General features: G+C 35.0%; 24 protein-coding genes. 18 read left to right on the top strand and 6 right to left on the bottom strand.

Annotation, left to right across the window (positions count from 1 at the left end; genetic code table 11):
- Nucleotides 1–9: 9 nt before the first annotated feature.
- The 18 genes from CL181_RS09590 to CL181_RS09510 all read left to right on the top strand — a co-directional run bounded on the left by CL181_RS09590 (nt 10) and on the right by CL181_RS09510 (nt 14420).
- Nucleotides 10–636: a hypothetical protein gene (locus CL181_RS09590; RefSeq protein WP_097299091.1), complete on the top strand. Its 627-nt coding sequence runs from the start codon at nt 10–12 to the stop codon at nt 634–636.
- Nucleotides 637–648: 12 nt separating this feature from the next.
- Nucleotides 649–1983, top strand: coding sequence for a tetratricopeptide repeat protein (locus CL181_RS09585; protein ID WP_097299090.1), 1335 nt, complete (start codon nt 649–651; stop codon nt 1981–1983).
- Nucleotides 1984–2139: 156 nt separating this feature from the next.
- A complete protein-coding gene (locus CL181_RS20305) occupies nt 2140–2316 on the top strand; it encodes a hypothetical protein (RefSeq protein ID WP_176505145.1) in 177 nt (58 codons plus the stop codon).
- Complete coding sequence (locus tag CL181_RS09580) at nt 2313–3263, top strand: GDP-mannose 4,6-dehydratase (protein ID WP_097299089.1); 951 nt, start codon at nt 2313–2315, stop codon at nt 3261–3263. Before CL181_RS20305 ends, CL181_RS09580 begins: the two co-directional genes overlap by 4 nt.
- Nucleotides 3260–4195, top strand: a complete 936-nt coding sequence (locus CL181_RS09575; protein ID WP_097299088.1) for a glycosyltransferase family 2 protein — start codon at nt 3260–3262, stop codon at nt 4193–4195. Before CL181_RS09580 ends, CL181_RS09575 begins: the two co-directional genes overlap by 4 nt.
- Before the next feature lie 108 nt (nt 4196–4303).
- Nucleotides 4304–4621 (top strand): UPF0175 family protein, encoded by a 318-nt coding sequence (locus CL181_RS09570; RefSeq protein ID WP_097299087.1) that lies wholly within the window; start codon nt 4304–4306, stop codon nt 4619–4621.
- Nucleotides 4605–5096: a hypothetical protein gene (locus CL181_RS09565; RefSeq protein ID WP_097299086.1), complete on the top strand. Its 492-nt coding sequence runs from the start codon at nt 4605–4607 to the stop codon at nt 5094–5096. Before CL181_RS09570 ends, CL181_RS09565 begins: the two co-directional genes overlap by 17 nt.
- Nucleotides 5097–5154: 58 nt before the next feature.
- Complete coding sequence (locus tag CL181_RS09560) at nt 5155–5448, top strand: hypothetical protein (RefSeq protein ID WP_097299085.1); 294 nt, start codon at nt 5155–5157, stop codon at nt 5446–5448.
- A complete protein-coding gene (locus CL181_RS09555) occupies nt 5439–6842 on the top strand; it encodes an RNA-binding domain-containing protein (protein ID WP_097299084.1) in 1404 nt (467 codons plus the stop codon). Before CL181_RS09560 ends, CL181_RS09555 begins: the two co-directional genes overlap by 10 nt.
- Before the next feature lie 68 nt (nt 6843–6910).
- Nucleotides 6911–7291: a glycosyltransferase family 4 protein gene (locus tag CL181_RS09550; RefSeq protein WP_141398862.1), complete on the top strand. Its 381-nt coding sequence runs from the start codon at nt 6911–6913 to the stop codon at nt 7289–7291.
- Between the two features lie 195 nt (nt 7292–7486).
- Complete coding sequence (locus tag CL181_RS09545) at nt 7487–8032, top strand: ATP-binding protein (RefSeq protein WP_097299082.1); 546 nt, start codon at nt 7487–7489, stop codon at nt 8030–8032.
- Complete coding sequence (locus tag CL181_RS09540; RefSeq protein WP_097299081.1) at nt 8029–8466, top strand: hypothetical protein; 438 nt, start codon at nt 8029–8031, stop codon at nt 8464–8466. The genes CL181_RS09545 and CL181_RS09540 overlap by 4 nt, the downstream gene beginning before the upstream one ends.
- Nucleotides 8463–8954: a hypothetical protein gene (locus CL181_RS09535; RefSeq protein WP_097299080.1), complete on the top strand. Its 492-nt coding sequence runs from the start codon at nt 8463–8465 to the stop codon at nt 8952–8954. Before CL181_RS09540 ends, CL181_RS09535 begins: the two co-directional genes overlap by 4 nt.
- Nucleotides 8951–9262, top strand: coding sequence for a hypothetical protein (locus tag CL181_RS09530; RefSeq protein ID WP_097299079.1), 312 nt, complete (start codon nt 8951–8953; stop codon nt 9260–9262). The genes CL181_RS09535 and CL181_RS09530 overlap by 4 nt, the downstream gene beginning before the upstream one ends.
- A 31-nt stretch (nt 9263–9293) precedes the next feature.
- Entirely contained in the window at nt 9294–10436 is a 1143-nt protein-coding gene (locus CL181_RS09525) for a glycosyltransferase family 4 protein (protein ID WP_097299078.1), read from the top strand.
- Between the two features lie 63 nt (nt 10437–10499).
- Nucleotides 10500–11246, top strand: coding sequence for a bifunctional 2-polyprenyl-6-hydroxyphenol methylase/3-demethylubiquinol 3-O-methyltransferase UbiG (locus tag CL181_RS09520; protein ID WP_097299077.1), 747 nt, complete (start codon nt 10500–10502; stop codon nt 11244–11246).
- Nucleotides 11247–11266: 20 nt separating this feature from the next.
- Nucleotides 11267–11971, top strand: a complete 705-nt coding sequence (locus tag CL181_RS09515; protein ID WP_097299076.1) for a bifunctional 2-polyprenyl-6-hydroxyphenol methylase/3-demethylubiquinol 3-O-methyltransferase UbiG — start codon at nt 11267–11269, stop codon at nt 11969–11971.
- Nucleotides 11972–12068: 97 nt separating this feature from the next.
- Complete coding sequence (locus CL181_RS09510) at nt 12069–14420, top strand: hypothetical protein (protein WP_097299075.1); 2352 nt, start codon at nt 12069–12071, stop codon at nt 14418–14420.
- A 103-nt stretch (nt 14421–14523) separates the two neighbouring features.
- On the opposite strand, the gene CL181_RS09505 is transcribed toward CL181_RS09510, so the two are convergent.
- The 6 genes from CL181_RS09505 to CL181_RS09480 all read right to left on the bottom strand — a co-directional run bounded on the left by CL181_RS09505 (nt 14524) and on the right by CL181_RS09480 (nt 20424).
- Nucleotides 14524–15501 carry a lysylphosphatidylglycerol synthase transmembrane domain-containing protein gene (locus tag CL181_RS09505; RefSeq protein WP_097299074.1) on the bottom strand — a complete coding sequence of 326 codons (978 nt, stop codon included), beginning with the start codon at nt 15499–15501 and terminating at the stop codon, nt 14524–14526.
- 47 nt (nt 15502–15548) lie between these two features.
- Nucleotides 15549–17465: a glycosyltransferase family 39 protein gene (locus CL181_RS09500; protein WP_097299073.1), complete on the bottom strand. Its 1917-nt coding sequence runs from the start codon at nt 17463–17465 to the stop codon at nt 15549–15551.
- 25 nt (nt 17466–17490) lie between these two features.
- Nucleotides 17491–18894, bottom strand: a complete 1404-nt coding sequence (locus tag CL181_RS09495; protein ID WP_097299072.1) for a hypothetical protein — start codon at nt 18892–18894, stop codon at nt 17491–17493.
- A gap of 504 nt (nt 18895–19398) precedes the next feature.
- Nucleotides 19399–19662 (bottom strand): CopG family antitoxin, encoded by a 264-nt coding sequence (locus CL181_RS09490; RefSeq protein WP_097299071.1) that lies wholly within the window; start codon nt 19660–19662, stop codon nt 19399–19401.
- The gene (locus tag CL181_RS09485) at nt 19646–19936 is read right to left on the bottom strand and encodes a BrnT family toxin (RefSeq protein ID WP_097299148.1); all 291 of its coding nucleotides are present in this window, start codon (nt 19934–19936) and stop codon (nt 19646–19648) included. Before CL181_RS09485 ends, CL181_RS09490 begins: the two co-directional genes overlap by 17 nt.
- A 173-nt stretch (nt 19937–20109) precedes the next feature.
- Nucleotides 20110–20424: a hypothetical protein gene (locus CL181_RS09480; protein WP_097299070.1), complete on the bottom strand. Its 315-nt coding sequence runs from the start codon at nt 20422–20424 to the stop codon at nt 20110–20112.
- Nucleotides 20425–20853 lie beyond the last annotated feature (429 nt).

The raw sequence follows: 20853 nt of genomic DNA, 5'->3' as shown, positions 1-20853 counted from the left end.
CGTATTTTTATGATGAGTCTTCTTGTTTTCTTGGTATTGCTTTTCGGCTTATTCGGAGTCATATCTTCCCAATATATTATCCAGTACAGGGAAGCTTATGCACTATGGATTAAAGAAATCGTCTATTCCGATCCAGAGAATAATTCTGATACTGATAAAAAAGCATTATGCAGCAAAGTAGAATCTTATTCCAGGGAAATCTGTGAACTTACAGATATGATATTGCTTATTTTCATTTTGATCAGTGCCACATTTCTTATTATCGTTTATACAATTGAGAAAAATATGCCTTTAATAAACCCCAATACAATTGACTATAATATTTTAATTGCTTCCAGAGTACTTACTTTCATGCTATTTAGTTCTCTTATCCTGATCCTCTATTTTTTGAAGATAAATATTATATTTCCGTCCGGAAAAACAAGCGCCATTGATGAAAAATTATTTTCAGTATGGTACAAATATAAATGTTATCGTAATAAACAAAAAGAATTTCTGGATAAATTAGAACCAAGAAGGCTTTATGAGATACTTGCGGAAAAAATTGAAAATGGAGAATTGAAAGATGCTTCACAGGATGATATTTTGCTTATAGAGCCACTTTTCCGCAGTAAAAAAATATCATCAAATCCATAGGTCAGGCAAATTATGGAACAGGAGACTAATAACTTAATAAATTGCCTTCATGATCTTGGTTATCCTGTGAACTTCATAGAAGACATAAGCGCACAGCTTAATAAATTGTTTAAAGATATAGATTTTGACAGCATAAAACAAAGAGCAAGCCAGGCCGCCCGGGTCGAGGATACGGATGGATTCATCAAATCCCTTAAGGACCTCATGTTCCTTCTTGAAGGAAAAAGCATTTACCGTCCCGATGCGCCCATACACCTGATAAAGCAGCTGGTCAATGGACTTAATATCAACAACGAAGACATCTTTTATATCATTGCCAGGGCAAAAATACCAATGGAAGAAAAACTAAAGGAAATGGAGTTTCTTGCATCATGCGCAGCCATTACTCAGCTTGGATATATCCTGTTAAAATGTCTTGTTTCCGAAGTAAAAGCCGCAAGTTCGGGAGAGCATGTTTTCCTGGTAATTGATAGTTTTCGTGCGGATTCAAAGATATTCGTTGATTTCAGTATAGATTCGATTAGAGAAGTAAATGTAAGCCTTTATGATGTGAATGGAAAAAATTGGAAGTTGAAAAAAGACCGGAATCTATCGGCTCTTGATCCAGAGACTGCGCATTATCTAACTGAATATTACTCATTTTTCCAGTTGACTTCAGGAATTGGCCTGAACCATAATATCCATAATAACCTCGGTCTTGCCTATGATAAAATAGGAATGTTCGAAAAAGCAATACAGGAGCTTCATGAGGCTTTGCATCTTGATCCGGGTTATATTGAAGTCCACAATAACCTTGGGGTAACTTATTATAAAATGGGTCTGATAGATGAGGCGGAAAAGGAACTGAAGGAAGCTATAAGGCTTAATCCCGGATATCCGGAAGCACACTGCAACCTTGGAAATATCTATGCATGTACAGGTAAATTGGAGGAAGCGCTTTTTGAACTTAATGAGGCTTTGAGGATAAATCCCGAACATGCTCCAGCCCATAATAGTCTCGCAGAGATCTACGCTCTTCAAAAAAGAAGTACGGAAGCAATAAACGAGTTCAAGGAGGCGCTTCGTATTGACCCCAGTTATCCTGCTGCCCATACGAATATCGGGAATTTTTTCCTGGAGTCGGGCAAGTATGATGAAGCAATAAAAGAATTCCAGAGTGCCCTGGATACCGATCCTGATTTTGCAGATGCTCATTATGGAATGGGACTTTCATTTTATGAACTTAAGAGTTATGAGAAAGCATCACAGGCGTTCATTAAAGCCGTATATACTTCTCCTGAACTTCTTGATAGTGTTCCTGACAATTTGATACTCAAAGTAAAGCAGGGCGTTTCAAGGTTAAGATAATTAACATTAACTTATTTATAATTCTTCAAACCACCCGGGGGTAGTGATTATAATCATTATAATAAAAAATTTTTAAAAGTAGAAAGATTTATGTATCTTTTTGATGTACAGATAAATTAGATTCATGACTTTATTATAAGTCAAAGGTGGTATCAAATGAAAAGAAAAATGATTTTACCTGTTGTATCAATTATTGCATTTTTCATGCAGTCGGCTTCTGCAATATCGGCAAGCTCAGCCCCGGAAGAAGATATTTTGAATCTCCCTGGAGGAAACGCCACATTTGGCGACAATTCTGGCGCTTTTGATGAAGTTCAGATTCCTGGAATATGACGATCATAATAACTGGCTGCGCAGGATTTATCGGCTCGCATGTGGTGGATAAACTCCTGGATATGGAAAAAAATGTTGTGGGTATTGATAATTTTGACCCATTCTATGATCAGCCTATCAAGATGAAAAATATACATCATAATCTTGATAACGAAAATTTCACTTTTTACAGGGCAGATATCAGGGAAAAAGCCCGGATGGAAAAAATATTTAATAATGATGAGATCGATACCATGATCCATCTTGCAGCAAGAGCCGGGGTGAGGCCTTCAATACAGGATCCATTGCTATACCAGGATGTAAACATCAGAGGAACGATGAATCTCCTTGAAATAAGCAGAGAGCATGGCATTAAAAACTTTATTTTCGGTTCAAGTTCATCTGTATATGGAATAAATGAAAAAATACCATTTGGGGAAGATGATCCCGTTGATAAAGCCATCTCTCCCTATGCAGCCACAAAGAAAGCATGTGAAACATTCTGTTATACCTATCATCATCTTTATGGAATACCGATAACAAGTCTTCGGTTTTTCACTGTCTACGGGCCACGGCAAAGACCTGAAATGGCGATCCATAAATTCACAAGATCAATAGATGAGGGTAAAATTATTGAAATGTATGGCGATGGTAAGTCAAGAAGGGATTATACCTATATCAGCGATATCGTGAACGGGATAATAGCGGCTGTTAATAAGAAACTGGGTTATGAAATAATCAACCTCGGTAATTCAAATGTAGTGGAATTGAGGTATTTGATACAATTAATTGAAGAGAACCTGGGAAAGAGCGCCCGGATCCAAAAAATGCCAGATCAGCCAGGGGATGTTCCAGTGACTTATGCTGATATATCAAAAGCGCAAATGCTTCTCGGTTATGAACCTGAGGTTCGCATTGAACAGGGGATCGAGAATTTTGTAAATTGGTATAAGGATGTGGCTCGATGATATCGGTAGTAGTTCCTTTTTACAACGAGGAAGATAATATTGAACCCCTGCACGCGCAATTGAGCGATGTCCTGAAAAGTTTGAACAGGGAGCACAAAATCATTTTCGTTGATGACGGATCAACTGATAATACCTTCAAGAATATGCTAAAGGCTCGTGAGAAGGATACCAATGTCAGGATAATAAAGTTCAGGAAGAACTTCGGGCAGACCGCAGCCCTGAAGGCCGGGTTTGATCATGCAGAGGGGAATATCACTATCAGCATGGACGGCGACCTGCAGAATGACCCTGCTGATATTCCGAAGCTGATCGAGAAGATCGGGAAGGAGGATTATGATGTAGTGTGCGGATGGCGTGCTGACCGTAAAGACACGTTTTCTAAAAAAATCACTTCAAAATTTGCCAACATGCTGCGCAAATTGACTACAAATAGCAAAATACACGATTCAGGATGCACTTTCAGGGCGTACAGGAACGGATGTGTGAAGAACCTTGATCTGTATGGAGAGACGCACAGATACATCCCTGCAATGCTTTCCTGGAAAGGCTACAGGATCGGGGAAGTGAAAGTTAAACACCATCCCAGGAAATACGGAAAGACGAAGTACGGATTGTTGAGACTTGGAAAAGGCTTCCTCGACCTCATCGTTATCAGCTTCTGGCAGAAGTTCTCAGCCAGGCCGATCCATGTGTTCGGGGGATTGGGGCTGCTGCTGGGCATCTCAGGCGTGCTGCTGGGCGGATATATGGGTATAGAGAGGCTGTTCTTTGGGAAGGGTCTTTCGGACAGGCCGTTATTCTTGCTGGCTGTATTGATGGTGATAATCGGCGTGCAGTTTGTTGTTTCAGGGATACTGGCTGATATTATGCTCAAGGTTTATTACGGGCAGAACGAGAGGAAGAATTATTTGATCGAGAGGGTGGTGGAATGAGAATTCTGATGCTGAATTATGAGTACATCTATAATTTACGAGATATATTTATTGCTATGATGATATCTTATTAATATGAAAACATCTAGTTTGATTGAAGTGATTTAAATGATGTCAGGAACCTTAATAGACAAAGAAATAAGTGTGATCCCGAGTACGGGGCTTTATAAAAGCGGGGATGATTTTATCAGAGATGCCATAAATACGCTTTTAGCTGCCAGGAAAGACGTGAGGGTCGCTATCGCCAGCGAATTATATAAGCAAGGTGAGATATCATTCGGAAAAGCCGTTGAGATCGCCCAAGTTGATATGGAAGAAATGAAAGAAATCCTGCATAAAAAAGGGATTGTGAGGGAATCAGGAATGGAACTAAAAGAAATTGAATTTATTGCCGAAGAGGCGGTGAAATTTGCAGGAAGAAAATAGCGTTGTCATTATAGATGCTGACTTCCTCAGCTCTTTTTTAAAAATAGGCAAATTGGCTTTAATAAAGAATTTTTTCAAAGTGGAAAAATTATTTATTCCAGTTGCAGTTTTCAATGAAATCGCAAGAACGAAACTTGTAAAACATGTGTTTGAAGTGAAATATCTGCAAATAGAGACAGTTGACGAAAAAAGCATTGCGAATTTGGACATGGATTTTGATAATTTGGGCAATGGGGAAAAAGAATGTATTGCTCTTTGTAAAAACTATAGAAAATCATTGTTGTTGACAAGCGATAAAAAGGCACTCGATATAGCCAGAAAACAAGGTGTAATGGCAATCAACATACCAGCTTTTTTGCTTGCGTGTAAAAGTGCAGCATTTCTGAATACTTATGAGATTTCGTGCATCATACAAGATTTGAAAATTAAAGACTATTACGAATTCAGTGACGATATGAGGAAACGGTTGCTATGATCTCATTGATATATTTAAGATATGGATTTGTGAAATGCCCATGCACCAGAGGATTTAGATGAGAATACTGATGCTGAATTATGAGTACCCGCCGCTGGGGGGAGGCGGGAGTAATGCCTGCAAATATATATTGAAGGAATTTGCGAAGAAGAACCTTGAAGTTGATCTTGTTACATCCTCATCAGTGAACACCTTTGAGACCGAAAAGATGGGCAGTACTATCAGCATTTACAAACTTCCAGTTAATAAAAAGGACATCCATTACTGGACCCAGCGGGAAATCATAACATACAGCCTGAAGGCGCACAGCTTTATTAAAAACATAACAAAATTCAGAGGATCATGCTCTTAAAAAAACTCATTGATGGTGGTGAATCACAGTGTCTTGAGTTCAAAGAATCATTAGGATTATTAAACGAAATCGGAGAAACCATTTCAGCATTCTCGAATTCAAATGATGGGTTTGTCATTATTGGAGTTTCAGACAATCGAAAAATTCTCGGAGTTGACATCGGAAATAACTCATTAGAAGAATTAGCGAATTACATAAAAAGGAATACTGATCCACAGATATTCCCTTGTATAAATACAATCGATATTGATGAAAGAGATATTATTAAGGTCGAAATAAAAGAAAATCCAGAAAAGCCAGTCTTTTTCAAAAACCATGCTTATAAAAGAGTTGGAACTACAAACTTAAGAATTTCATCGAGTGAAATAAGAAAATTGGCGAAAGAAAGTGGCGCAAAAAATTACTGGGATGAAAGAATAAGTGAAGAAGGAAATCTGGATTTCATCGATAGAGAAAAACTGAGATGGTTTTTAGAAGAATCCAGAAAACAGAGAGGATTAAATCTTCCAGTTGATTCTCCGATCAAAGAATCTTTAATGAAATTGAAATTATTGAAAAATGGGGAATTGACAAACGCCGCACTTTTGCTATTTTATAAGGAATCATTTTTTTTACAATCAGAAGTGAAATGCATAAGGTTTTCTGGAAATGAACCTGTTAAGCCGTATATTGATTTCCAGACAATCGAAGGGACTGTGTTTGATTTGATCGATAGAGCAATGGACTTTGTGTTGCGTAATATCGGAAAATCAATACGATTGGTGCCCGGGAAGGTTCAAAGAGAAGAAAAATATCAGTACCCATCCGATGCGATAAGGGAAGCTGTTGTTAATGCTATTGCACACAGGGATTATGAATCGCCATCCAAGGTACAGGTCAGGATATTCGATAATAGATTAGAAGTTTGGAATCCTGGAAAACTTCCGGATGAAATCACTATAGAAGACCTCAGGAGAGAACACATATCTGTACCACGTAATCCTCTCTTATTCAAACAATTGTTATGGGTAAAATATGTGGAGGATGTAGGTGGAGGAACTCTGGATATGATTAACCAATGCAGAGAATGGGGGATCCCTGAACCTTTGTTTGAACATATTTCAGGAGCGTTTGTGGTTACTTTTAGATTGCCTCATAATCCAGAGGAACTTGAAAAAATGGGGCTTAATGAAAGACAAATACAAGCAATGAATTACATTATTGAGAAAGGCTCTATCAGCAATAAAGAATATGTTTCTCTAAACATTATTTCACGTAAGACTGCTACGACTGACCTGAAACAACTGGTCATGAAAGGATTATTGACCAGAGTGGGCGATGGAAAGCGAAACATACTCTATGTCTTGCCAGATTACGCAAAAATTACGCAAAAAAATACGCAAAATGGAAGTTGATACTTTTTGATCTCTCATAAGGAACTCAAGCAAAGGACAAGCTCTGGCAAGATTAATCGGAGGAACTCGTGAGAATACTGATGCTGAATTATGAGTACCCGCCACTGGGGGGAGGCGGGAGCAATGCCTGCAAATATATATTGAAGGAATTTGCGAAGAAGAATCTTGAAGTTGATCTTGTTACATCTTCTCCAGCGAATACCTTTGAGACAGAAAAGATGGGCAGTACTATCAGCATTTACAAACTTCCAATCAATAAAAAGGACATCCACTACTGGACCCAGCGGGAAATCATAACATACAGGCTGAAGGCGCACAGCTTTATTAAAAATTTTTTAAAGCACTCAATTTCATCTTTACTGCGCCGGGGTTACGACCCCTTACCCCGGGGATGCGCCGCCGATGGCGGGCTTGAATATAAGATCACATGTTCCATATTATGCCATTAATTTTCTATCATTATAAGCATAATTATTTTAATATTTTCAATGATATACCATAGATGTTATTAAATAGTAACATACCATTAAGATTCCTGCATTTCCAGGCAAATATTGCATGAATTGGATCAAGGTGGTATCTAAGATGAAAAACATAAAATTCAGTCTATGGCTCCTGCAAAAGCACAGGAGTAATTTTCAGTGATGTCAGTCATCGTCCCTTTTTACAACGAAGAAGATAACATTGAACCGCTCTATGAACAATTAAGCAATACATTAAAAAACCTGAACCGTGTGGAAATATGGAATCCTGGAACATTTCCAGAAGGACTCACGCCTGAGGATTTCATTACGGGCGATGAGCAGTCAGTCCTTAGAAATCCTTTGATCGCTGAAATATTATATAAATCAAAAGAGATCGAACGATGGGGCTCCGGGCTGAAAAGGATTTGTGAAGAGTGTAAGGCCGGTAACATGAAGGTTGAATTCAAAGACCTCAAGACGGGATTTTTAGTTGTATTTTACAGAACAGAGGAGGGCATTACCCCCAAAACTACCCCCAAAACCAGGGATGAGATTTTGCTTCTTATCAGGGAAAATCCGGTTATGACAAAGGAAGAAATTGCGGGGCAGTTGAATATCAAGTTAGACGGTGTCAAGTATCATATCAGGAAATTGACAAAGGAAGGCATTATTTCATGGAAGGGACCAAGTAAAGGAGGGCGCTGGGAAATCCAGCAGAACGAATGAAAATGACGCATAAGAGAATACTGATGCTGAACTATGAGTACCCGCCGCTGGGTGTAGATTACTTTATTGATAAAGGCTCCATAAGAAATAAAGAATATGTTTCTAAGTATGGGTTGCAAAGACTAGCAAAAGGCTTCTTTGACCTCATCGTTATCAGCTTCTGGCAGAAGTTCTCAGCAAGACCGATCCATGTGTTCGGGGGATTGGGGCTGCTGCTGGGCATCTCAGGTGCAATGCTGGGAGGGTTTATGGGCATGGAGAGGCTGTTTTTTGGGAAAAGTCTTTCGGATAGGCCATTATTTTTACTGGCTGTATTGATGGTGATAATCGGGGTGCAGTTTGTTGTTTCAGGGATACTTGCTGATATTATGCTCAAGGTTTATTATGGGCAGAACCAGAGGAAGAATTATTTGATAGAGAGGGTGGTGGAATGAGGATATTGTTGGATACCGATGCATCTATTAAGTTGACAAAAATTAATGTCATGGAGATAGTTGCTTCTGGATTTGATGTAATCTTAACTGAGCAGGTGTATAAAGAACAGGTGACTGCAGGTCTGAAAAGGAATCTTCCAGATGCAAAAAGAATGGAAAAACTTGTCCATGAAGGTAAAATTACAGTATCAGAGGTTATAGGAAAATCTTCAGTTGAAAATTTTAGGCTGGGCGCGGGAGAAAAAAGTGTGCTGGATTATTATCTGGCGAACGATATGGATTTAATTGTCTCAGATGATGAAGCGTTCCTCAGGATGCTGGATATTTATGAGATACCTTTTACGCCTGTAGCCGGTATAATTTTAATGTGTGTTATGAATGGATTGTTTAACAAGGAGAAAGGTTTAAAGTATTTAGAATTGTTAAAACCTATGATAAAGGAAGAGCACATGTTCTTTATAAAAAGTAAAATCGAGGAATTAAAATGAGTGTTACGATTGATTTACCCAAAAATATTGATGCAGTTTTGCATCAGCGTTCACGGGAAGAGCATATTGATACCCTATCTGTATTAAAACAGATGATCCGAGAAGGTGCTGAATTATATCTTATTAATCAATATTCAAACGGCAAAACAAGCAAGGATAAACTGGCAGAGCTGCTTGACCTGGATATGTATGAAGTAAATGAACTCCTGGAAAAATACCATGTTAAAGCAAGTATTAGTTATGATCGGTTCACGAGGGGAATTAAGACCGCCGAAGAAACGGCGAAGTCTCAAAAAGGGCGTGCTTGAGATAAAAAGCATGGAATTACTTTGAGAGAACATGAGAATACTGATGCTGAATTATGAGTACCCGCCGCTGGGGGGAGGCGCGTCTCCAGTAACAAAATCGTTGTCTGAAGAGCTTGTTAATTTGGGTCATACTGTAGATGTCGTTACCATGGGCTTTAAGGGACTGAAGCAGAAAGAAGAGACTAATGGAGTAACAGTTTATAGAGTTCCAAGTATCAGAAAGGAGCAGAGTGTATGCCAAACGCATGAGATGCTTTCATATTGCTATTCTGCATATCGTTTTCTACCGAAATTATTGAAGGAAAATAAATACAATATTTGCCATACTCATTTTATTATTCCAACTGGTGTTGTTTCTTATTTGAATAAAAGTAAAATTCCATATATTATTACAAGTCATGGGAGTGATGTCCCGGGTCATAATCCCAACAGGTTTTCAATACAGCACGAACTACTTAAACCATTCTGGCGAAAGATAGTTCAAAATGCTGAGTGTGTAGTAACACCATCGAAATATCTAAAAGATATGATCTTGAAAAACGTCGATACTGATAATGTAACAGTTATTCCTAATGGATTTGATATCGGATCATTCAATTTTGATCCAAAGAAAAAAGAGAAGAAGATATTATTAGTAAGCCGATTATTCGAATTCAAGGGCTTCCAGTATTTTTTGGATGCAATTGAGGATATGGATATCGATTATGAGATAAATATAGTGGGGGAGGGACCGTATAAAGAGGCATTGGTGCAAAAAGCAAAAGATCTTAAAGTAAAGGTAAATTTTATTGGTTGGTTAGATAATAAATCCGTAGAGCTAAAAAAATTGTATGAGACATCTTCGATTTTTGTATTTCCATCCACTGCTGAAAACTTTCCGACTGTGCTATTAGAGGCTATGGCGGCTGGCTGTGCGATTATTACAACAGATGTTTGTGGATGCCCGGAAGTTGTTGGGGATAGTGCATTAGTTGTAAGACCTAACAGTTCGGAAAACATTAGAAATGCGTTAAATAAACTCATAAGTAATGATAGACTTTTCAATGAATTTGGTAATAAAGCTCGACAAAGATTGGAAGAGAAATTTAATTGGAAAAAAGTTGCAAAACAATACGAGAATATTTACAAAAGTGAAATCGAAGAAAAAGAAAACATAAAAATTAATAAAATTTAACAATGAAGTGTACATGTCTGTTATCATAGCTGCTATTTGCTTTATTGACAAAGAGTTGATCTTATGAAAATTATTGAAAAAAAACAAATTTATGAAAAATACCTAACAACCCATTTTCAGGCAGCGCATGAAAATGAGTATAATGAATTTAAAACCTACCATAAATATTTCAAGATTAATTACTCAAAACACTTGAATGAAGATAAAAAACTAAAAATTTTAGATATCGGGTCTGGTATGGGACATTTTCTTTACTTTCTTGAAAAAGAGGGTTATAAAAATAATTTAGGAATAGATATCAGTAATGAAAATATTGAATTTTGTAAGAACAAAGGATTTCATGTTGAATATATTGATGCATTTGATTTCTTAGAGAAAAATATTGAACCATTTGATGTGATTGTAATGAATGATATTATTGAACATTTTGATAAAAATGAGATAGTTCAAATATTGAACCTTATCAATAATAATTTATGTGATAATGGAAAAGTAATTGTAAAAACGTTAAATTCTTCAAATCCATTTTTAGCTAATAGTGGAAGATATATAGATTTCACTCATGAAATTAGCTTTACAGAAGAAAGCTTATCTCAAATTTTAAAAGTATGTAGTTTTGAAGACGTCAAAGTATATCCCCAAGACATTTATATCTTCTACACTAATCCTTTGAATTATATAGCAAAATATTTTTCAAAATTTATGAACTTAACTTTCAGAATAATTTTTTTAATGTACGGCAGAAAGACGAAGATTTTTACTAAGTCAATTATAGCTGTGGGCTTCAAAAAAAATAATATGAAAATTTAATATAATGCTAGGAAATTTTGATGATTGCAAATTCAATATACGACAAAATTTTTTTAGAGAATATAGAATATCGTAAAGAGTATGGGGATATAAGTGACAGTTATAATTTCTTAATGGAGAATAAACTCCCAAAAAATTCAAATATTCTAGAAGTTGGATGCAATATTGGAAGTTTATTGAACTTATTATCAAAGTCTGGTTATTCAAAAATCATTGGTGTTGATATCACGTCCGCTGCTGTGTCTTATGGGATGAATGAATACAAAAATTTGAAAAATAAATTATTTATTTATAATGGGGATAAACTTCCATTTAATGATAACGAATTTGACATTGTCATATCTTTTGATGTTTTAGAACATATACCAAATGTTAATAATCATCTTAAAGAAGTAAATAGAGTGTTAAAACCCAATGGAATGTATCTTTTTCAAACTCCAAATAAAATTATCAATATCCCATGGACAATCTTAATAACAAAAAGTTTGACTAAATGGCAAATATATCATTGTTCACTACAAACATATTGGGATTTAAGAAACATTTTAAAAGATAATGGATTTGTTGACATTTCCATCAGAAAGCGTCATATTTTGACAGAATACAAAATAAACAAGGTTAAGAAAATTAAGTATTTTGGAAAGCTCTTAGTAATAATTTTATATTTATTAAATAAAATGCCTGTATATTTAAATTCAAATTTTTGGGTAGAAGCAAAAAAGTAATGTGTGAATTCATCTAAAATAAGCTCTGTCTACGGTTTTCCCAAAAGATTGATTATGTAAATATAAAATAAATAATTTGATTATGAGTTGATATAATATGAAACAAGTAAATATAATACAAGTCGGACTTATTGTATTATTTTTGATGCTACCTTTTGCGTCAGCAATTGAAGATATATCCTATTCATTTGAAAACGATACAGTAGGAACGTATACACCAATCGATTCTTTAACAGGATATTTAAGTTTAATAAATTCATCTTCACTTAGGGTGGATATAACTGTATCAAACACAACATCAAATAACGGAAATAAAAGTTTAAGATTAGATGATTTTAATTATTCAACAGGGTTTGCATCTGCAAAAATATATCCTACAAAAAATATAGTGAAAGGTTCTACTACTATATGGTTTAATCTCACAAATATAAACAGTTCAACTAATCCTGATTGGGATTATTTCCAAAATTCGATTGGTTCCGTTATGGGATATTATTATTATTCAACTAGATATAATTCGACTTATAATATGTTAAAATATAGAAATTCTACAACATATATTCTTTTAGGATATTATACTTTGAATAATTGGCATAATTTAACTACGGTCTTTAATTCAGTAAATTTTACAATGGATACGTATTTAGATGGAATATATTTAAATTCTGGGATTTATATAAATAATGTTACCGAATTAAATCATGTTTCAGTTGGTACTCGTGCGTATTCAAATTGTTCATTATTCTTAGATAATATTTCATTTTATGATGATTCGCTACCAAATCTACCAGAAACAACCCGAAAATTCCCATACCCATATGTTTCAGCAATGTCCATTTCAAGTGATATTGACAGCATGGATACGAATGAAACCTATGATGCGCTTGATTATCTTAATACAAATCATTCTGTAAATGGTACTGATAGTGGAGTAGATTTAGAAGTATCACAAAACTTTTGGATGAATGGAGGTTCAGCTTCAGGAGCTATTGATACATTGTGTTATTATTCTGATAATACACTTGAAACAACCTTATTGTGTGATAAATCAAATATATTTTTAGATTATTTAAATATGGGATATTTTGATGCCCCACATACAATGTCCCCAAATAATGTGGATATGGCTACAAATTTATCTTGGTATTTGGATGCCATTTCAGTTCTAAATCAAAGTAGCCATCCAATTACTTATTGGGTCGACCATTCAGAAGTTCCTCAAAATATAGGAATTTATAATAATAACTTTGTGGGGGATAATCCTGAAAATAGTGCCCATTATCATTGGAATAGAACAAAAACATCGCTTCCGAATTTAGTATATTTTTGGGAGAATTCACCTGTGGTCTCATATAAATTCTATCCAGGTATATCAAATCCCTTATATTTTGCAACTCTAAACGATTCAAGTTTAATTTATGGATTTTGGAGGAATCAAGGCCGTTGTTCTAAAGGTAAACAATGTATAGACCCATACCCAAATTCAGCATATAATAGAAACCTATCGAAACAAATTACTGATTTAATTTTAAATAATTTAATTCAACATAATTTATATTCTATCATACCATCACATTTCGGTAGTTCTGGCAACACTTCAACAAACACATTTAGAACTATTTTTGATTCTAACACAACTACACAGCTCCATACATTGGCTGACTACAATAAAGGAACAAATGGAAAGAATAAAAGTATTTATGTTACGACTACAGGCAAATTATTGAGATATGCTGAGGTTTCAACATTTTTAAATTATACTTATGATGGAAGTAAGATAACAATAAATTCGGTAAATAGCACTATACGAAACTTTACGCCTACTGTAGATGATTTAGAAGGGATTACATTTAATGTACCTATCACTACCTCAGTTTTTATAGGAACCACAAACGTGACTTCTTTCATTGTACCAAATCCAGCGGACAGTTCAGGTCAAGTATCTATAATGTTTCCACTCAAAAGATTAACCTATCCTTATCCAAAAATATCAAAAGTAGGTAGTTATTCAATTGATTCCGCTGGTGTCGTAACTTGGAATAGAAATTCTCAACGACCATCAATAAATCAGGCTATAAATATATCATTGATTCCATCATCTGATTCAGTTAATATTACTGTATCCATATGGAACACTACGGGAGATTATCGCAAAGTTTGGAATGAATCATCATCAAATCACAGTGTAACCACACAGCATACAATTGGCGACTTCCCAATACATACAAATGTGATTGTTCTAAAAAATGGGGCCACATATGGAAACTTCCCTAGCAATTCAACAGGTGCTATTACTTTCATCTATTCAGATGGTTATTCTGAAATACAATTCTATGCAAGTGAAAGTAATCAGAAATCGTTACCAAATCCGTCAAATGGAGTTATCTTAACAATAGCGATTTCTAGTGCACTGTATGGATATTATCTCTGGAGAAAAAGACATATGTAGGGAAAATTATTCCGCCATAATTGAGGAAATCTACTCCGCGGTTAACATTTTAGGCATTTAGGATTAAGTTTTGGATTAGGTTTTTTTGAGTCTCAAGCTGTAATTACGATGTTTGCTTGTGGCTCAGATAGATTATCAATAGACCATAGCCTCCAGTAACCAATAAATAAATTAAAATGATAATATGATAACTAAATCCAGATATTATTGCAGTTTCTAGAGTAAGACCTAAAGGTACAAATACTAATGCCCAGAATCCTTCAGTTGTTCCAAATCCTCCTATCCCATATATTGGTAAAACAGTTGACAATAATAAAAAAGTAGATCCCAATAAAACTTTTTGAAATGGTAAAAAAATGTTCATACCATAAAGTATGATATAAATTAAAAGATAGCTAAAACCAATAATTAAGATTGAACACAGAAGAAGCGAAAAAATTAACTTTTTTGATTTAATTTCCTCAAAACTTTCCATAGTTTCCCTTCCTTTACCTAATAAATACTTTACTATTCGTGTTTCTTTCAATCCCATTTTATTACTAAATATGATGGCCAATTTTAAAACAGATTTGCCAAAAAATAATAAACCTACTAATAAAACTATACATATTATAAATAAAAAAACAATATACCATACAACTTTTGTGACTAATATAGGTAAATCTTTTGTCAATATAAAAGCAATAAAAAACATCAAGAAAATAGCAATAAAATCGAAAATTCTTGCAACAAATAATGTTGCAATACCATCACCAATTTTTGTATTGTAATGCTTTTTCAAGAGATATATATATGATAATTCTCCGGTTCTTGCTGGTAGAATATTATTTACCATATTATGCACACAAACGATATTAAATAAATTCCTTATCGCAATCTTTCGGTCCAGCAATATATAAAATCTCAAAGTTCTAAAAAAATTTATAATAATATACAAAATAAAACCGAATAATATATACAAAGTGTTAATGGTTGTCAGAGTACTAACAATATCATCCATCTGAATTTGTGATAGCAGTAAGCTAACTAAAATAATTGTGATCGTAATACCTATAAGAGTCGCTAGTAATTTTCGCTTCATAATTTCAAATTGATATTATAAATTTCCATGAAATAATAGAAATAGAATCATTCTATAAATCTATACACTTTGGCACTCCATTTTCTTCCATATGCTTCATATGAAAATTCTTTATCTATTGAATATTTTGATTCGAGGAACTTTTTAAACTCATCATTTATTAAATAATATCTCCTTATATAAGAATCTTCAATTATAATTACAGGTGGAGTTATTTCCATGTTTTGAAAAACCCTAATCACATCTTCCGGTTCATAGTACATAGCAGACAACTTCATAAAATGCGGCCTATCTGCTAAAAAGGAATATATAGGGTTACCTCCAAAAATATATTCTCCTTCCAATGTTGTTTCATGTATATAAGCTGAAACTGCTTTTACCCCTTCAAGATTATATGCACCAGTATCACCTTTAATGAATATATATGAATCCAAATTATAAGGTATTATTAGAGCAAAAATTAAGATAAAGCATAAAATTCTTAAAATTTTTGTATTCATAGATCTTATTAATATATAGATAGTTATACCGATAATCATTGAATAAAAGGGGGCAAATTCCATTAAATATTGTTCCCAAAAACCATTATATAACAATAGGTATATATAAAATGGAATTAGACAAAAAATAACAATATATGGTAATAAGATAGGATAGATTTTATCTTTGAGTTTATTCCTGTATGGTAGAATTAGAGGTAAGTTTATAAAAGAAATAAAGAATAATAATAAATATCCATAAGAAAAATAAAAGGGGACATTTAGGATTCTTGCATTATTTTCCATATCAATATTCAATGAAATTTTTGCTAAATAACTTGTCATTTGTACATCCTTATTTGTAAAAAACAAAGAAAAGATTACAAAAAATATGACGGTAATAATAGCTGAAAAAATTATTAAGACTTTAAGTTTACTTATTCTTTGTTCTTTTTCTCTGATAAATATTAATACCATAAATGCAGATAAAAAAAACAAAGATGATTCTCGACACACTAGAGCAAATAACATAAATAAACCGGATAAAATTAAATATTTGTTATTTTTCTTTATCAGATAATTATCATACGATAGTATTGAATACAATATTAATGGAATCTGAAAAGTTTGTGTTTTTACATAAAGCATCATTATATTTATGGGTGCGATTCCGAAAATAAAAATTGTAATCAAAGCGATTTGCTTATTAGTTAACCTTTTTACCAGAATATAAAGGAGAAAAGTGGTTAAAATAACTAAACAAATTGATATTATATATATTCTTTCTAAAGATTCACCGAAAATTTTAATAAAAATGGATAAAAAGTAAATAATTAATGGAGATCTGGCATCAAAATCCTTGAAAGGAATACTTCCTTCTATTATTAATTTAGCATCATAAAATAATCTCGCTTCATCTGTATTGATATATTTTATTGTACTTAAATTTAAAAAATAAAGAATTACTAATAATATGAAAATTGATATTAATCCCCAAAAGTAAAATCCCTCTATATATATCTTCTTAGCAACATACCGCACACCCCATATTCGATTTACTCCCGAATACACCTCCCTAAACTCCATCTCTCGTTTTTTCTCATCATTTTTTTCCTGTTGTGCCTCCTTTTCAATAGCTTCAAGCTTATCCCGGCCTAGATAGAAAGTAACCGCTCCCATTGCAACAACCGCAACCATCAGGGGTGTCTTTGCCAATTCAGGTACAATTTGTGGTAATATTGACTGCACCACCAGAATCATAAGCAATCCAAGAAATGCATAAGAGATGTATTTATTGACAATATCAAACTTAATTTTGTCAAATTTCTCAAGTTTCTCTAAATAAAAGAGAAGATATACAGCCCCCAGCCCGATTAAAAGATAAAGAAAATTATTCAAATCAAAATAGAACCCTACATTTCCTGGGGATATATTGTCAAATAGAAGCAGTATAACATAAACGACCAGCAGATTTCTTAAAATCACAAAGATTAGCTTTGAAAGTGTATCTTTATCTGGGAGTAAGGGTAACTTTAAATTCGTTTAACATCACCTCGCTATTCGTTTTGTTCGTTAAGCCAAATACGATCATTTTGTCGTTATAAAGTTCGAGGTCTGAGCCTTTGAAGTTCTTCTTTGCTGAAGTCCAGCCGTAACTATCCTTCTCAATCTGATAATTTGAGATTATAACCCACTGGTTGTTCTCATTGTTGATCTCATATTTATATGGCTGAAAAAGAGATTCTTGAATAAAAGCAAAGTCAGCGCCTGAAATATAGAGATTGCCTTTAATGTCCATATTGTAACTACCTTCAGGCAGTTCAACTGGCACCCATTTTCCTAAGAGACTCTTATTGATAACAATTTCTTTATCCATTTCCCCATGGATGCTTATGTTCTGTACTGCTTTACCCTGCCATACATTAAATTTCAATGTTGTATTTTGTTTAAGATCGAAAAATAGTTTAGCTGGGTTTAAAGGCAAAATAGTCCCCTGTGTTATGATCTTGTCTGTATTTATTCCTAAGCTTGTTATGGTCGAATCTGCGGCTTTGTTTTCTCCCTGAATATTAACAAGCCTGAGTTCGTATGACCCTTCTCTGATACTACCTCTGAAAAACGTTTGAATTTGCGGAGGCTTTCTTTTGCTGGAGTTATCAATGATCCCGTCATCGGGTATGATATCGCTAAAGATTAGACCGCCATCAGCATCGTAAAGCTCGATCAAATACTCATCGCTGCCGTCATACCAGTTCATATCCTGCTTGCTCAGCGTTAGGTTAAGGCTGTCATTCAGGTTTATTAAAAAAGAGAGTGACCCGCGAAATGTCTGGTTGATCTCCGTATATGCATTTTCATCCGTGACAAACCTGTTCATAAGTATTTCAGAGTCCATCTCATAATCATACAATCCTATTGTTGAACCTCCGGGTATATTCTCTGATATCCATTCATTTATAGTATCATAATCTGTATAATTCCCGCTGTCATTCTTCGCATAAATAACAACATCACCAAATTGCTTGACAGGAGTATAGTTCTCAAGATTTTTTATATGCAGGGGCTTCCATGCATAATCCGGGTACACGCCGATATCCAGATCTGAATCTCCCTTGAACTTTAGCTCGACGGTGATATTTGTATGGTTCGAAATGCTGTTCCCGGGCGTAATATAAAAATATAACGGCGATCCGGTCATGTTCCTGAAGGTATCGCCTTCAATCGACATGCTCCGGGTTAACCTGCCCTGACTCGTCATATTACGCAGGTAGGCATCTTTGCCTGCGTCCACATCTCCTTCGGAGCCGATATCGATGGTATAGATGACAGGGACTTTAAATGCAATGAGGTAAAAAACATACAGGAGGATCAATGCGGGAATGCCTGTGGAGATCAATTTACTGAAATTTACCATTTTTTACCACCATTGGACCTGGGTCCTACAATTACCTGGTTGATGCACAAAAGGCAGCTTCTAAGGTTATCTTCCTCTACATTTAGCATGTATTTAGGTTTTTTCTATATAATTCCCCATGCTCATGATATGAAGGTGATTGCTGCGGGAACACGGGTGCGCCGGGGTAATAATATTCTAATTGTTATAAATGTGCGGCGAAGATGTATTTTCGGTTTGGATTTGGTCGATCCTGTCGATATGGTTCTTGACATGGCTTTGACTCATGTTTGTTGCTTTGGGTATGCGTCTGCGCCAGGGTATAAATATTTTATAAGTAATAATTATGCGAGAGGGCACATATATTTGCGCAGCAATGGGTTTTTTTATCTGCGTTCACATGCGGGTTCGGATTGCTAAGGCTCTTTTGTGTGAGGGAAGCATTGGCTCCGGCAATTGAATGATTAGGATTTAATAATTCTCTGGCGCAATATATAATTGGAATTAACAACGTATGGAGAGCTCTTAAACTGCATCAGCAAGTTGTTTGTGAAGGAGTTCATTTGCCAAATAACTTGCAGATACCCCTTTTTTCCTGGCGCTTTCCTGAAGTATTCCAGCAATTTTCATATCAACTTCTATTAGAAAGTGTTTCTTTTGAATATTTACTTCCATTTCAATTTCTTCAAGGTTATCTATGTAGTCCATGCTATCATGAGTATCCCAGAAATCTGCGGCTTCCTCGTATGTTTTGAATTCTTCAGGTATTTTCTCAGGCTTTCTTGGCATTGTAGTATTTCCTTTCTTTAAGTGTCATCTCTCTCGCGGATATTATCAGTCCAGTATTATATGATTTATATACGAAAACTATAAAAAGATATCGACCTGCAACAGTTCTCCCATATCCAACATAAACATCCTCCCCATCCACACTGCCCCTTTTTACTCGGCGAAAGAGTGCATTTGAATGCATAGCTTCTTCCACTTCATCATTTGTAACATTATGCTTTTTTCGGATCTTGGTTACAAACCTCTCAATCCACAAGATTTCATTAATCCGCATAATCCACATTTCAAGAAATTATTGTTGGTATATTGTTCATTCTCTTCAATTCTTTTATCCTATATTTTATAAATATCTTGCTCTTTAATGAATCTCTGAATTTGTTCATGGATATCAAGAAGACTTATGTGTAGGGGCCTCCAATATTTTTATACACACGCTGGTATCGGTTTTTAAGTCCTCCCCATGAACCTGAGCTCAGTCATTATTTTTGCTTCATCCGTGATGCTGTTCCCGGGCGTAATGTAAAAATTTATCGGCGATCCAGTCATGTTCCTGAAGGTATCGCCTTCGATCGACATGCTCTGGGTTAACCTGGCCTGACTCGTCATATTACGCAGGTAGGCATCTTTGCCTGCGTCCACATCTCCTTCTGAGCCGATATCGATGGTATAGATGACAGGGGCGTTAAATGCGATGAGGTAAAAAACATACAGGAGGATCAATGCGGGAATGCCTGTGGAGATCAATTTACTGAAATTTACCATTTTTTACCACCATTGGACCCTGGGTCCTACAATTACCTGGTTGATGCACAAAAGGCAGCTTCTAAGGTTATCTTCCTCTACATTTAGCATGTATTTAGGTTTTTCTTATATTTCCCCGGCCATGCTCATAATATGAAGATGATTGCCGCGGGAACACGGGTGCGCCGGGGTAATAATATTCTAATTGTTATAAATATATGGCGAAGATGTATTTGGGTTTCGGATCCGGTCGATCCTGTTCATCCTGTCGAAATGGGGGTCTTGCTCTGTCTTTGATTCGCATTTGTTGCTTCGGTAGCATGTCAGCTGAATGTAAATTATATTTAAAGTATTATAAATGTATTGCGCTTTTCACCGCAAAGGGCGCAAAGAACGCCCGTGACAAGAAGTTACATCATGTATTGCCAAGAGCTACCCCTTCCGTTTGGG

The organism is Candidatus Methanoperedens sp. BLZ2, from assembly GCF_002487355.1.
In the GTDB taxonomy this organism is placed as follows: Archaea; Halobacteriota; Methanosarcinia; order Methanosarcinales; family Methanoperedenaceae; genus Methanoperedens.
Note: the sequence above shows the minus strand (reverse complement) of the source record. Positions and strands in the feature narration are given on the sequence as shown.